The following is a 13,793-nucleotide window of genomic DNA, read 5'->3' on the forward strand; positions in this document are numbered from 1 at the left end:
GGAAGGTAATGTCGAGGGTGTGCAGGATCACGTCGATCTCATCCAGGAGCAGTGGCGCCGCGAACGCCCCGATCTCGATCCCTCTCCGCAGGGCGTGATCGGCCGCGTCCATCGCCTGGCCGCGGCGCTGACGGCCGAGCTGACCGCCGTCTACGCGCAGTTCGGGCTGAGCGAGGCGGAGTTCGACCTCCTGGCATCGCTTCGCCGCGCCGGTGCGCCGTACGAGCTGCCGGCGGGTGAACTGGCCGACCACACGATGGTCACCACCGGCGGACTCACGAAGCGGGTCGACCGTCTGATCGAGCGCGGCCTCGTCGTCCGCGCGGATGCCGAGGACGATCGCCGCCGGCGCCTCGTGCGCCTCACCCCCGAGGGCGTCGAGCTCATCGACCGCGCGTTCACGGCGCACCTCGCCAACGAGCACCGCCTGGTCGCGCTCCTTCCCGCGGGCGACGCCGCCGCCGTGCGCGACGCCTCCCGCCGCTGGCTCGCCGCCCTCGGCCACGACTGACCCCGGCATCCCGCCCCCGCCCCGCCCCCGCCCCCGCCGCCCACCCACGAGAAACCACGCGCACGCCGAGAAACACCCCACGCACTGGTTTCTCGGCTTGCAACGTGTGTCTCGCGGCGGATGCCACGCGGATGCCGCGGCTCCCGCCGCCCATGCAACGCGATGCAACGTTGCGGTGCGTACCGTCGGCGCATCCGAACGCGGCGGGGATGCCGCGGACCATGCACTGTCGAAGGAGACATCATGACCATCGTCGAAGAGGGCGTCTCGAGCGTCTACGCTGCTCCCGGCCAGCGCGGGGCCATCGCCGAGTACCGTCCGCGGTACGGCCACTACATCGGCGGCGAGTTCGTCGAACCGATCAAGGGGCAGTACTTCGAGAACATCACCCCGGTCACGGGCAAGCCGTTCACCGAGGTCGGCCGCGGTACCGCGGAAGACATCGACCGCGCCGTCGACGTCGCCTGGAAGGCGTTCGAGTCGTGGAAGAAGACCACCCCGGCCGACCGCGCGAACATCCTCAACAAGATCGCCGACCGCATCGAGGCGAACCTCGAGAAGATCGCCGTCGCCGAGACGTGGGAGAACGGCAAGCCGGTCCGTGAGACGCTCGCCGCCGACATCCCGCTGGCGATCGACCACTTCCGCTACTTCGCCGGTGTGCTCCGCGCCCAGGAGGGCACCCTCAGCCAGATCGACGAAGACACCGTCGCGTATCACTTCCACGAACCGCTGGGCGTCGTCGGCCAGATCATCCCGTGGAACTTCCCGCTGCTGATGGCCACGTGGAAGCTCGCGCCCGCGCTCGCCGCCGGCAACTGCGTCGTGCTGAAGCCGGCCGAGCAGACCCCGGCATCCATCCTGTTCCTCTTCGACATCATCGGCGACCTGCTGCCGGCCGGTGTCGTGAACATCGTCAACGGGTTCGGCATCGAGGCGGGCGCGCCGCTCGCCCAGCACAAGCGCATCCGCAAGGTCGCGTTCACGGGAGAGACCACGACGGGCCGGCTGATCATGCAGTACGCGTCGCAGAACCTCATCCCGGTGACGCTGGAGCTCGGCGGCAAGAGCGCGAACATCTTCTTCGAGGATGTCGCCCGCGACCGCGACGCCTACTACGACAAGGCCCTGGAGGGCTTCACCTTCTTCGCGCTGAACCAGGGCGAGGTCTGCACCTGCCCGTCGCGGGCGCTCATCCAGCGCTCGATCTACGACCAGTTCCTCGGCGACGGCCTCGAGCGCGTCGGCAAGATCATCCAGGGAAACCCCCTCGACCCCGCCACCATGATCGGTGCCCAGGCCTCGAACGACCAGCTCGAGAAGATCCTCAGCTACATCGAGATCGGCAAGGCCGAGGGCGCCAAGCTGCTCGCCGGCGGGGAGCGGGTGGACCTCGGCGGCGAGCTCAGCGGTGGCTACTACGTGGCACCGACGGTGTTCGAGGGACAGAACTCGATGCGCATCTTCCAGGAGGAGATCTTCGGTCCCGTCGTCTCGGTGACCAGCTTCGACGGCTTCGACGACGCCATCCACACCGCCAACGACACCCTCTACGGCCTGGGTGCGGGCGTGTGGAGCCGGTCGGCCGACACGATGTACCGCGCCGGTCGCAGCATCGAGGCCGGTCGCGTGTGGACGAACACCTACCACCAGTACCCGGCGCACGCCGCGTTCGGCGGGTACAAGCAGTCGGGCATCGGACGCGAGAACCACCTCAAGATGCTCGACCACTACCAGCAGACCAAGAACCTGCTCGTGTCCTACGCCGAAGGCGCGATGGGCTTCTTCTGAGTCGAGACACATCGGCGAGACACGACCTGCCGCCCCAGACGCCCGTGCGTTTCGGGCGGCAGGTCGTGTGTCGGCGGAGAACGGGGACGGTCATGACCACCACACTCAGCAGGGTCGCGGTGACGGATGCCGCGGCATCCCTCCTGCGCCAGCTCACGGCGCAGCACGGGAAGCTCATGTTCCACCAGTCCGGCGGATGCTGCGACGGCAGCGCACCCATGTGCTATCCCGTCGGGATGTTCCTGACCGGGCCGTCGGACGTGAAGCTCGGCGACCTCGACGTGGGGCTGGACGACCCCATCGAGGTCTTCATCTCCGCATCGCAGTTCGAGTACTGGAAGTACACGCACCTCACGATCGACGTCGTTCCGGGCCGCGGCGCGGGCTTCAGCGTCGAGGGGCCGACCGGCATGCGCTTCCTCATCCGCTCGCGGATGCTCGACGACGCGGAGCTCGACCACTTCGGCCTGCGCTGACGCCGGCATCCATACGGTCGGGCTCGCTCGCCCGCCCGCTCGCTCGCTCGCTCGCCCGTCCGTCAGGCGCGGTCGTGGAGCGTGATCCGGTACCCGTCCGGGTCGACGAACGTGAAGGTGCGGCCGAACGGGCCGTCGATCGGAGCGGCGACGATCTCGTGGCCGGCGGCGACCAAGGCGTCGTGGATCTGCTGCACGTCGGTCGCGTGCAGCCAGAGGGCGATGCCCGCTCCCGGCGGGGTCGCGCCCTCGCGGACGGCGTCATCGACGATGTCCCGCACGGCGAATGCGATGGGGGTCGTCGCGAAGACGACGGCGTGCGGGGGTCCTGCCGGTGAGCGCGTGAGCCCGAGGAACTGCTCGTAGAACGCCTGGGAGGCGGCGAGGTCGCGAACCTGCAGGGAAATGAAGTCGGGGCCGGTGGCGGGCATGAGTTGTTCCTTTCGTATGTCAGTTATCTGACACGCAAGTGTATGTCAGGATACTGACATGAGTCAACGCACGCCCGTCGTCGATCTACCGACCTCTGTCGGCTATCGCCTCAAAGAGGCAGCGAGCGCTCTGAGGAGCGCGATGGAAGACGTTCTCCGTCCGCTCGGGATGAGCGTCACCCATTACGCGTGTCTCGAACTGCTGGCACAGCGTCCCGGGCTGTCGAACTCGGATCTGGCCCGTGGCACCTTCGTCACCCGCCAGACCATGAACGTGCTGCTGCAGAAGCTCGAGCGTGATGGTGAGATCTCGCGGCCCGACACCCCCGCCTCCGGCAAGGTGCTCCCGGCGACGATCACCGATCGGGGCCGCACGGCGCTGTCCGCCGCCAGCACGGCCGTGCGATCGGTGGAGGATCGCATGTTGGACGGTCTCGACGACGGCGACCGCGACGAGGCGCTGCGGCTGCTCGGCGCGATGATCCGCTCTCTTCGCGGCTAGAGCCAGCCGTTCTCGTCGGCGACCCGCACGGCGTCGGCGCGGTTGCGGGCGCCGGTCTTGCCGATCGCGCTGGACAGGTGGTTGCGCACCGTGCCCTCGCTCAGGTGCAGCATCTGCGCGATGTCGGCGATCGAGCCGCCCGTCCGGGCCACCGCGAGCACATCGGTCTCGCGGGCCGTCAGGGGCGACTCGCCCTGCGCGAGCGAGTCGGCGGCGAGGGCGGGATCGACGACCCGCAGCCCCTGCGCCACCCGTCGGACGGCGTCGGCGAGCTGCGCGGCGGGCGTGTCCTTCACGACGAAGCCGGACGCTCCCGCCCGCATCGCACGCGTCAGGTACCCCGGACGCCCGAAGGTGGTCACGATGAGCGTCCGGCACGTAGGCAGCGCATCGCGCAGCGCGGATGCCGCAGCGATCCCGTCCATCCCCGGCATCTCGATGTCGAGCAGGGCGACGTCCGCAGCCGATCGCACCGCGGCATCCACGACCTCGTCACCGCGGCCCACCTCGGCGACCACTTCGATGTCGGGTTCGAGACCGAGCAGGGCCGACAGGGCGCCGCGCACGAGTGCCTGATCGTCGGCGATGAGCAGGCGGATCACAGCGTCACCTTCAACAGGAATCCGCCCCACTCGCTGCGGCCGAGCATCAGACGCCCGCCGGCCGCCTCCACTCGTTCGCGCAACCCGATCAGTCCGCTGCCCGCCGTCCCCGCGCCGGATGCCGGCCCCACCCCGTCGTCCTCGATGCTCACGCTGCGGCCGCTGAGGCGCACGCGGCAGCGCGACGCGTGCGCGTGGCGGATCACGTTGGTCACGCCCTCGCGGACGATCCAGCCCGCCAGCTCACGCCGCTCTGCGGGCACGTTCTCGGTGGCGGTGGGCAGTTCAGCGGCGATGCCGGCGGCATCCAGCGCCTGCCGAGCGGCCGCCAGCTCGCCCGCCACCGTGATGCCGCGGTAGCCGGCGACCGTCGCGCGCACATCGGCCAAGGCGCCCCTCGCGAGGGCCTCGACCTCGGCGACTTCCGCCTTGGCCCGCGCGGCATCGACGTCGATCAGTCGGCCGGCCAGCTCGGTCTTCACCGTGATCACGGTGAGCGAGTGACCGAGGATGTCGTGAAGGTCGCGCGCGACGCGACTGCGTTCGCGCTCGACGGCCATCTGCGCCATCTGATCCCGCGTGGCGCGCAGGGCGTTCATCGCGGCGATGTTGCGGCCGAACGCCGCCATCATTGCGGAGATCGAGACGATGATGGCCGGCAGGAACAGCACGCCTTCCGTCCACCCGTCCGAGATCACGCCCGTGACGAGGGCGGTCGCTCCCAGCACGAGCAGCAGCGTCCAGGTGGTGCGCAAGCGGACGACGGCCATGCCGATCGCAACGCCCACGTAGCTCCACACACCGCGGACATCCCACCCGATCCACGGGAAGAGGGTGAAGGAGAGGAGGAACAGCCAGGCCGCCGGCAGCAGTCGCAGCCGCGGCGGCAGAAGGCGCGACACGGGGATCGCCATCAGAAACGATGCCGCGAACAGCACCAGCAGGGCGATCACGACCGCGCTCGAGACCGCGGTGTCCGCGGCGGCGACGGCCTCGGTGGCCACGATGAACAGCCAGATGAGCGAGATCGAGCGGCCGACGTACCAGCCTCGGGCGGCGCGGGCGGTCAGCAGCTCGCGCGCCGTGGGAGTCGTCGACGAGGCGGGGACCGGGGGGATGTCCCACCCGGTCCCGTCGAGATCGTCTCGTGTCGCGCTCACGGACTTCACTGTAGGGCGCGCCGACTCAGACGCGCTTGGTGTCGCGCCGGAACGCCCACGTCGTGCCGGCGACGAACAGCACGAGCCAGACCAGCGCGTTGACCAGCCACATCGCGTCGAAGCTCTCGCCGGTCAGCGGTGAGCGGGCGAGCTCGCCGATGCCGTAGACCGGGGTGAACTTCGCGATGGTCTGCATGAAGTCGGGCATGCTGCTGAGCGGGTAGAACAGGCCCCCGAGGAACGACAGGAACACCACGACGAGGCTCGTCACCTGCGCGGCGTTCTCGCTCGGCATGAGGTAGCCGACGAACAGTCCGAGCGTCGTGAACACGGCGCTCGCGAGCACCCAGCCGACGAGCCCCGTGCCGATCCACTGACCGACGCTGAGCTGGATGCCGCTGATCGCGCCGGCCGCATATGTGGCGACGACCGCGAGAAGGCCCAGCACCATGCCCGCGATCATCTTGATGATGATGTTGACGAGGGGGTTCAGGGGCGTCAGGCGCAGCTGCCGGCTCCAGCCCTGCGTGCGTTCCAGGGCGACGGCAGCGCCGGTCTGCGTCGCCGACATCATGGCGCCGTACATCGCCATCGACACCATGATGTACGCCGCGACCGACACGCCGCCGTCGGCGACGGGCGTCGCCGTCAGCTGCTCATCGCGCAGACGCAGACCGATGATGACGTACATCACGACCGGGAACGCGATGGTGAAGAAGAGGGTGCGGCGATTGCGCAGGCGGCGCTTGAGCTCGATGCCGAGGTAGGTGAGGTTGAAGCCGCCGAGCGGCGGGACGCGCCGGTCGAGGGTGACGCGATCGGCGGACAGTGCCGACGGCGCGGAGGATGCGGTGCTCATGCGGAGGCTCCTTCGGAGGTGAGGGCGAGGAAGACGCTCTCGAGGTTCTGTGAGGTGATCTCGATGTCGCGGGCCGCCGTCTCGGTGAGGAGGTGGCGCGCGACGGCATCCGAGTCCTTCGTGTGGATGCTGATGCGGTCGCCGGCGAACTCGACGTCGTCGACGCCGGCGAGTGCGGCCAGGCGCGCGGGGTCGGCGCCCGGGAGGGTGGCGCGCACGATGCGGCCGGAGACCAGGTTCTTGATCTCGGCGGTGGAGCCGTCGGCGACGATGCGGCCTCGGCTCATGAGCACGATGCGGTCGGCGTACTCGTCGGCCTCGTCGAGGTAGTGCGTGGCGAAGAGCACGGTGCGTCCGCGCGCGGCGTCGGCGCGGATCGCGCTCCAGAACGCGCGGCGGCCCTCGACGTCCATCCCGGTGGTGGGCTCGTCGAGAATCAGCAGACCCGGGTCGCTCAGCAGCGCCATCGCGAAGCGCAGCCGCTGCTGCTGACCGCCGGAGCACATCCCGACGCGCCGGTTCGCGATCTCGCTGATGCCGGCGCGCTGCATGACCTCCTCCACCGGGCGGGTGTCGGCGAACAGGCTCGCCGTGAGCGCGAGCGTCTCGCTGACGGTGATGTCCTTCAGCAGACCGCCGGTCTGCAGCACCGCGGAGACGAGCCCGTGCGAGATGGCCGCGCGAGGGCTCTCGCCGAAGACACGGACAGCGCCGGCGTCGGGGTCGGAGAGCCCCAGCAGCATGTCGATCGTGGTGGTCTTGCCGGCGCCGTTCGGGCCGAGGAAGGCGACGATCTCGCCCGGGCGCACCCGCAGATCGACGCTCTCCACCGCTCGGACACTGCCGAAGCTCTTGCGCAGGCCCGCGGCATCCACCGCGAGCAGTCCCTGGTTCTCATCCATGTCTCCGACTCTGCCCGCGCGCCGGCCCGTGCACCGCACACGGCCGTCACGACTGCGCCATGACATTCGTCACGGCCGAAAACTCGTCGGCGTACTCGCGTGACGAATCGTCGGTTTCGCACTCTCTTCGAAGGGACGCAAGGAGGAGACATGACCGCTTCAGCGGGTGCGGCGCTGCGGCGCGTGACGATCGTCGACCCATCGAGCGCTCGCAGGGCGCACGCGCGCGAGCTGCTGGCGGGTCGCCTGGGTATGCGGGTGGTCGCCGAAGCCGCCACCGTCGGCGAGGTCGTGGCGCGCCGCCCGGCGGGCACGCACCCGTCGCAGGTGCTGTTCGTCGTCGTCACCGACCGCGTCGAGACCGACCTGTCGGCTCTTGCCGCCTGTCGACGAGCCGGAATGCGCGTGGTCGCCCTCACCGCCGACGCCCCCGATCACGTCGTCCGGACGTTGATGGATGCCGGGGTGGAGGGCATCGTGTCCTCGCGGGAGTCCGAGGGTGTCGTGCTGGCGGTCGTCGATGCGGTGCGGCGGGGTGCGCGCGCCTGGTCGCCGCGCACGCGCGCGAAGCTCGACGCGCTCGCGGTGCGCCCCGCCCTCAGCGTGCAGGAGTCGCGTCTGATGGTGCTCTATGCCTCCGGTCTCACGATCGGCGAGGTCGCCGATCGCCTCGGCGTGCGCGGCGACACCGCCCGCAAATACCTCAACCGGGTGAAGGCCAAGTACGCCGCCGTCGGTCGTCCCGTGCGCACCAAGACAGAGCTCTCCCAGGCCGCGCGCGACGACGGTCTGCTCCCGCCCGGCCCGCCGCCCGCGCGGGACCTCTGACCGTCGCGGTCGGTGTCGGCCGGCGAAACCCCGCGTCACGCGCAGTGGTGCCGGGTTTCATTCCTGTTACAAAAAGCGCGATCACGAGGCAGATCGGCGATGCGCACGACAGGATAGCGACCTGAGTCCCGCCTGCCTGGCGGGGCCTACCGACATACAGCAGAGGTACTCACACATGGCACTGCACTTCAGTTCGCCGGGCTCCGCCCGCGCACGCACCGCGCTGGCAGCGGGCGCGCTCGCCGTCTCCGCGCTGCTCCTCGCCGGCTGCGCCGGCGGCGGCAACACGGGCGGATCGACCGACGGCGCGGCATCCGGGCCCATCATCATCGGCACGACCGACAAGGTCACCACGCTCGACCCGGCCGGCTCGTACGACAACGGCTCGCTCGCCGTGCAGACCCAGGTCTTCCCGTACCTGGTGAACACCGACTACAACTCCAACAAGGTCGTCCCCGACCTGGCCGAGTCGGCCGAGTTCACCGCGCCCAACGAGTACACGGTGAAGCTGCCGGCGGGCCTGAAGTGGGCCAACGGCCACGACCTGACCTCGTCCGACGTGAAGTTCTCGTTCGACCGCAACCTGAAGATCGCCGACCCCAACGGTGCATCGAGCCTGCTGTACAACCTCGACAGCGTCTCGACCCCCGATGACACGACCGTCGTCTTCAAGCTGAAGACCGACAACGACCAGGTCTTCCCCTTCATCCTCACGTCCTTCCCGGGCGCGATCGTCGATGAGGAGGTCTTCTCGGCCGATGCCGTCACGCCCGACCAGGACATCGTGAAGGCCGACGCCTTCGGCGGCCCCTACTCGATCACGAAGTGGGACTTCAACAAGACGGTCGAGTTCACGCCCAACAAGAACTACAAGGGTCTGCTCGCCGCGCCCAGCAACTCGGGCGCCGTGCTCAGCTACTTCGCCGAGTCGTCGAACCTGAAGCTCGCCGTCCAGCAGGGCGACGTCGACGTGGCCTACCGCAGCCTGTCGTCGACCGACGTGGCCGACCTGTCGGGCAACGACAAGGTCAAGGTCGTCGAGGGTCCGGGCGGTGAGATCCGCTACATCGTCTTCAACTTCAACACGCAGCCGTACGGTGCGACGACCGCCGAGGCCGACCCGGCCAAGGCGCTCGCCGTCCGTCAGGCGGTGGCCGATCTGCTCGACCGCAAGACGATCTCCGACCAGGTCTACAAGGGCACCTACACCCCGCTCTACTCGTACGTCCCGGCCGGGTTCGCCGGGGCGACCGACGCCCTGAAGGGTCTCTACGGCGACGGCAACGGAGGCCCCAGCGCCGACAAGGCGAAGGCGGCGCTGGCTGCGGCCGGTGTGACGACGCCCGTCGCGCTGAGCCTGCAGTACAGCCCCGACCACTACGGCCCGTCGTCGGGTGACGAGTACGCGCTGGTCAAGCAGCAGCTCGAGAAGGACGGCCTCTTCACGGTCAACCTGCAGTCGACCGAGTGGGTGCAGTACTCCAAGGACCGCACCGCCGACGTCTACCCGGCCTACCAGCTCGGCTGGTTCCCGGACTACTCCGACGCCGACAACTACCTGACGCCGTTCTTCCTGGAGAAGAACTTCCTGGGCAACCACTACGTCAACCAGGAGGTCAACGACCTGATCCTCAAGCAGGCCGTCGAAACGGATGCCGCCACCCGCACGTCCGACATCGAGAAGATCCAGGACCTCGTGGCCAAGGACCTCTCGACGGTGCCGCTGCTGCAGGGCGCTCAGGTCGCGGTGACTGGTGCCGACGTGAAGGGCGTCACGCTCGACGCGTCGTTCAAGCTGCGCTTCGCACCGATCACGAAGTAACGCGCCCGGGCGCTTCGACGCGTCGCTGCGCTTCTCGCTCAACGACCGGGGGATCACACTTCCGGTCGTTGAGCGAGCGCAGCGCGTCGCACCGCCGATCATCCGTAGAGTAGGCATCCATGACCAGCACCGTCGCGGCATCCTCCGTCGCCGAGCCGCCTCCCGCGCTGGAGGTCCGAAAGACCGGATCCGGTTCCGCGCTCGGCAGGTACATCCTCATCCGGTTCCTGCTGATCTTCCCGACCGTGCTGATCCTCGTGACGCTGGTCTTCTTTCTCATCCGCCTCACCGGCGACCCGATCACCGCCGCTCTCGGCGGGCGGCTGCCGGCCGATCAGCTCGCCGAGCGCATCCACGAGGCCGACTACGACCGGCCGATCATCGTGCAGTACATCGAGTACCTCGGCCGCATCTTCACCTTCGACTTCGGCACGACCATCACCGACAATCAGCCGGTCGTGCAGGTCATCGCCACCTACGGCACCGCGACCCTCGAGCTGGTGCTGTACTCGCTCGTGGTCGCCTTCATCGTCGGCATCCCGCTCGGCCTCGTCGCCGCGGCGCTGCGCGACCGCTGGCCCGACGCGGTGCTGCGCGTGAGCGCGATCCTCTTCTACGCGACGCCGGTGTTCTTCGCGGGCCTGGTCGCCAAGCTCGTCTTCGGGGTCTGGCTCGGCTGGCTGCCGATCTCGGGGCGCGCGAGCGTGCGCACCGAGCTGGCCATCGGCCGCAACGGCGGCACCGGCATCTACCTCATCGATGCGATCGCCTCCGGAAACCCCGCCTACGTGCAGGACGTGCTGCTGCACGCGGTGCTGCCCGCGCTGACGCTGGGTCTGCTCACCGCCGGCATCTTCCTGCGCCTGGTGCGCACGAACGTCATCGGCACCTTCAACATGCCCTACATCGATGCCGCCCGCTCGCGCGGTGTGCGGGAGGGACGCCTGGTGCGCACGCACGCGTACAAGCCCGCGCTCATCCCGATCATCACGGTCATCGGGCTGCAGATCGCGCTCATGCTCGGCGGCGCGGTGCTCACCGAGACGACCTTCGAGTGGAAGGGTCTCGGCTTCCAGCTGGCCGCGTATCTGGGTTCGCGCGACTTCGTCGCCGTGCAGGGGATCGTCGCGATGATCGCCATCATCGTCGCGGTGACGAACTTCGCCGTCGACATCATCGCCGCGCTCATCGACCCGCGGGTCCGGTACTGAGGAGGGATGCGAACATGACGACGTCTCGCCTCATCGACCGGATGCCGGTCGTCCACCAGCTGCGCCAGAGCGTCGGCCTGCAGCGCGGCATGCTCGTCGCGGGCCTCGTGCTGACCGGCATCTTCGTGTTCTGCGCGATCTTCGCGCCGCTCATCGCCCCCTATGGCTACGCGCAGCTGGACGGGCCCGACGGCAACTTCGGCGCGCAGCAGCCGCCCAGCGCGGCGCATCTGCTGGGCACGACGGTCGGCGGCTACGACGTGCTCTCCCGGGTGATCTGGGGTGCGCAGACCGCGCTGTACGTCGTGATCGTCGCGATCGCGCTGTCGGTGTTCATCGGCATTCTGCTGGGTCTGGTCTCGGGCTATCTCGGCGGGTGGGTCGACCGCACGCTCGTGGTCGTCGCCGATGCGATCTACGCGTTCCCGACGCTGCTGCTGGCGATCGTGGTGGCCATCGCGATCAGCGGGGGCCAGTCCGGACTGTGGCCGGGAATCCTGGCGGCGGCGGCATCCATCACCGTCGTCTTCATTCCGCAGTACTTCCGCGTCGTCCGTGCCGAGGTCGTGCGCATCAAGGGTGAGGCGTTCGTCGAGTCGGCGAAGGTGATCGGCGCGTCGACCCCGCGCATCATGTTCCGTCACGTGCTGCGCAACTCCACGCGCACGCTGCCGCTGATCGTGACCCTCAACGCGTCGGAGGCCATCTCGACCCTCGCCGCGCTGGGCTTCCTCGGCTTCGGCATCCAACCCACGGCCGCGGCCGAATGGGGCTACGACCTCAACAAGTCCATCAGTGACGTCGCCGCGGGCATCTGGTGGACCGCGATCCCGCCGGGCATCGCGATCGTGCTGACGGTGCTGGGCATCACCCTCATCGGCGAGAGCCTCAACGACCTCGCCGACCCGCGCCTGCGCGCGCGGCGACGGGCGGGCTCGGCGAAGACGGCACCGACTCCGGCGGATGCCGTCGCGGCGAGTGAGCCGGCCTCGCGCGAGTTCATGGGAGAGGTGGAGTGATGGCGGCGACGTCTTCCGACGCACGGGCGGTCGACATCCGCGACCTGGATGTCACCTTCGCCACCGACGGCGGCGACGTGCACGCGGTGCGAGGGGTGAGCCTCGACGTGCGCCCGGGCGAGGTGCTGGCGATCGTCGGCGAGTCGGGAAGCGGCAAGACCGTCACGGCGCGCAGCATTCTGGGCCTGCTGCCCGAGACCGCCCTCACCCAGGGCGCGGTCGTGCTCGACGGCACGGATGTCATCGGCCTCGACCGCGAGGCGATGCGCCGGGTGCGGGGCACGAAGGCCGCGATGATCTTCCAGGAGCCCTCGACGGCCCTCAATCCCGTCTTCACCGTGGGGTGGCAGCTGGCGGAGGGCTTGCGCGCCCACGGCAGGTACACGAAGAAGCAGGCGCGTGCGCAGGCGATCGAGATGCTCGGTCGCGTCGGCATTCCCGAGCCCGAGCGGCGCGTCGACGACTACCCGCACCAGTTCTCCGGCGGGCAGAAGCAGCGCATCGTCATCGCCACGGCGCTGGCGCTCGATCCGACCGTGATCATCGCGGACGAGCCGACCACGGCGCTCGATGTCACGGTGCAGGCCGAGATCCTCGACCTGCTGCGGCGCCTGCGCGACGAAGACGGAACGGCGATCGTGCTGATCACGCACAACATGGGCGTCGTGGCCGACCTCGCCGACCGGGTGGCGGTCATGCTGAACGGCGAGGTCGTCGAGACCGCGCCGGCCCCGGAGCTGTTCGCCGCGCCTCGCGACGACTACACGAAGCGCCTGCTCGCCGCCGTGCCGCGGCTGGAGATCATCGACCGCCAGCTGCCGGCGGGCGCCGCCGAGGCGGTGCCGGTCGTCGCGGCATCCGACCTCGTCATCGAGTACGCGGGGCGCCTGCGTCGTGCCGGGTTCCGCGCCGTCGACCGGGTCAGCTTCTCGATCGCGCCCGGCGAGGTCGTGGGCCTGGTCGGCGAGAGCGGTTCGGGAAAGACCACGATCGGCCGCGCGATCGCGGGGCTCACGCCGGTGACCGGCGGCTCGCTGCGGGTGCTCGGCGTCGAGATGAACGGGGTCAAGGAGCGTACGTTCCGGCCCCACCGCAAGGACCTCGGGTTCGTGTTCCAGGATCCGGCGACGAGTTTCAACCCGCTGCTGACGATCGCCCAGAACGTCGCCGAGCCGTTGATCGTGCACGGCGGGGCTCGGGATGCCGCTGATGCCCGCGACCGCGTCGACGAGCTGCTCGAGGCCGTGCAGCTGCCGAAGGCGTTCGGCGATCGCTTCCCGCACGAGCTGTCGGGCGGGCAGCGCCAGCGGGCCTCGCTGGCCCGCGGTCTCGCGCTGGATCCGAAGCTGCTCATCGCCGACGAGCCCACCAGCGCGCTCGACGTGTCGGTGCAGGCGCGCGTGCTCGAGCTGTTCGGCGAGCTGCAGGAGCGGTTCGGCTTCGCGACCCTCTTCATCACGCACGATCTCGCGGTCGTCGACATGCTGGCCCACCGGGTCGTCGTGCTGCATAAGGGCACCATCGCCGAGACCGGGCCGACCGCGCGCGTGCTCGGTGACCCGCAGGACGACTACACCCGCACGCTCATCGCCTCGCTGCCGGTGCCCGATCCCGCTGAGCAGGCCGCGCGCCGCGAGGCCTGGCGCGCCGCCCGCGGCTGAACCCGCGGCCCCGGCCCC

At 69.5% G+C, this 13,793-nt stretch carries 14 protein-coding genes; 9 read left to right on the plus strand and 5 right to left on the minus strand.

The genetic code is table 11. The annotated features are described in order from the left end of the window. Window positions 1-19 precede the first annotated feature (19 nt). The 3 genes from PP359_RS08750 to PP359_RS08760 all read left to right on the plus strand — a co-directional run bounded on the left by PP359_RS08750 (window position 20) and on the right by PP359_RS08760 (window position 2,778). Window positions 20-511, plus strand: coding sequence for a MarR family winged helix-turn-helix transcriptional regulator (locus PP359_RS08750; protein WP_476151478.1), 492 nt, complete (start codon window positions 20-22; stop codon window positions 509-511). A 243-nt stretch (window positions 512-754) separates the two neighbouring features. Beyond that, window positions 755-2,302: an acetaldehyde dehydrogenase ExaC gene (gene exaC, locus PP359_RS08755; protein ID WP_036319523.1), complete on the plus strand. Its 1,548-nt coding sequence runs from the start codon at window positions 755-757 to the stop codon at window positions 2,300-2,302. A gap of 92 nt (window positions 2,303-2,394) precedes the next feature. Further along, complete coding sequence (locus PP359_RS08760) at window positions 2,395-2,778, plus strand: DUF779 domain-containing protein (RefSeq protein WP_036319524.1); 384 nt, start codon at window positions 2,395-2,397, stop codon at window positions 2,776-2,778. A gap of 62 nt (window positions 2,779-2,840) precedes the next feature. On the opposite strand, the gene PP359_RS08765 is transcribed toward PP359_RS08760, so the two are convergent. Then, the gene (locus tag PP359_RS08765; protein WP_036319525.1) at window positions 2,841-3,209 is read right to left on the minus strand and encodes a VOC family protein; all 369 of its coding nucleotides are present in this window, start codon (window positions 3,207-3,209) and stop codon (window positions 2,841-2,843) included. A gap of 58 nt (window positions 3,210-3,267) precedes the next feature. Between PP359_RS08765 and PP359_RS08770 the strand changes: the two genes are divergently transcribed. Next, a complete protein-coding gene (locus PP359_RS08770; RefSeq protein WP_036319527.1) occupies window positions 3,268-3,711 on the plus strand; it encodes a MarR family winged helix-turn-helix transcriptional regulator in 444 nt (147 codons plus the stop codon). Here the strand turns inward: PP359_RS08770 and PP359_RS08775 are convergent. From PP359_RS08775 to PP359_RS08790, 4 genes are read right to left on the minus strand one after another with little or no spacing between them, the layout of a single operon-like run. Further along, entirely contained in the window at window positions 3,708-4,313 is a 606-nt protein-coding gene (locus PP359_RS08775; RefSeq protein WP_347418139.1) for a response regulator transcription factor, read from the minus strand. The two genes, PP359_RS08770 and PP359_RS08775, sit on opposite strands and share 4 nt — an antisense overlap. Continuing rightward, the gene (locus tag PP359_RS08780) at window positions 4,310-5,473 is read right to left on the minus strand and encodes a sensor histidine kinase (RefSeq protein ID WP_499250348.1); all 1,164 of its coding nucleotides are present in this window, start codon (window positions 5,471-5,473) and stop codon (window positions 4,310-4,312) included. Before PP359_RS08780 ends, PP359_RS08775 begins: the two co-directional genes overlap by 4 nt. Before the next feature lie 25 nt (window positions 5,474-5,498). Beyond that, entirely contained in the window at window positions 5,499-6,332 is an 834-nt protein-coding gene (locus tag PP359_RS08785) for an ABC transporter permease (RefSeq protein WP_016463852.1), read from the minus strand. Further along, window positions 6,329-7,234 (minus strand): ABC transporter ATP-binding protein, encoded by a 906-nt coding sequence (locus tag PP359_RS08790; protein ID WP_135949974.1) that lies wholly within the window; start codon window positions 7,232-7,234, stop codon window positions 6,329-6,331. Before PP359_RS08790 ends, PP359_RS08785 begins: the two co-directional genes overlap by 4 nt. A 150-nt stretch (window positions 7,235-7,384) precedes the next feature. Here PP359_RS08790 and PP359_RS08795 point away from each other — a divergent pair, with 150 nt between their 5' ends. The 5 genes from PP359_RS08795 to PP359_RS08815 all read left to right on the plus strand — a co-directional run bounded on the left by PP359_RS08795 (window position 7,385) and on the right by PP359_RS08815 (window position 13,775). Further along, window positions 7,385-8,062 (plus strand): response regulator transcription factor, encoded by a 678-nt coding sequence (locus PP359_RS08795; RefSeq protein WP_499250349.1) that lies wholly within the window; start codon window positions 7,385-7,387, stop codon window positions 8,060-8,062. Window positions 8,063-8,237: 175 nt separating this feature from the next. Continuing rightward, window positions 8,238-9,884, plus strand: a complete 1,647-nt coding sequence (locus PP359_RS08800; RefSeq protein WP_036319532.1) for an ABC transporter substrate-binding protein — start codon at window positions 8,238-8,240, stop codon at window positions 9,882-9,884. Window positions 9,885-10,003: 119 nt separating this feature from the next. Beyond that, a complete protein-coding gene (locus tag PP359_RS08805) occupies window positions 10,004-11,095 on the plus strand; it encodes an ABC transporter permease (RefSeq protein WP_499250350.1) in 1,092 nt (363 codons plus the stop codon). A 14-nt stretch (window positions 11,096-11,109) separates the two neighbouring features. After that, complete coding sequence (locus PP359_RS08810) at window positions 11,110-12,114, plus strand: ABC transporter permease (protein WP_135949972.1); 1,005 nt, start codon at window positions 11,110-11,112, stop codon at window positions 12,112-12,114. Then, window positions 12,114-13,775, plus strand: a complete 1,662-nt coding sequence (locus PP359_RS08815) for a dipeptide ABC transporter ATP-binding protein (protein ID WP_499250351.1) — start codon at window positions 12,114-12,116, stop codon at window positions 13,773-13,775. The genes PP359_RS08810 and PP359_RS08815 overlap by 1 nt, the downstream gene beginning before the upstream one ends. The last annotated feature ends 18 nt before the right edge of the window (window positions 13,776-13,793 follow it).

This window comes from Sphingomonas sp. BLCC-B65 (genome assembly GCF_028550675.1).
Taxonomy (GTDB): domain Bacteria; phylum Actinomycetota; class Actinomycetes; order Actinomycetales; family Microbacteriaceae; genus Microbacterium.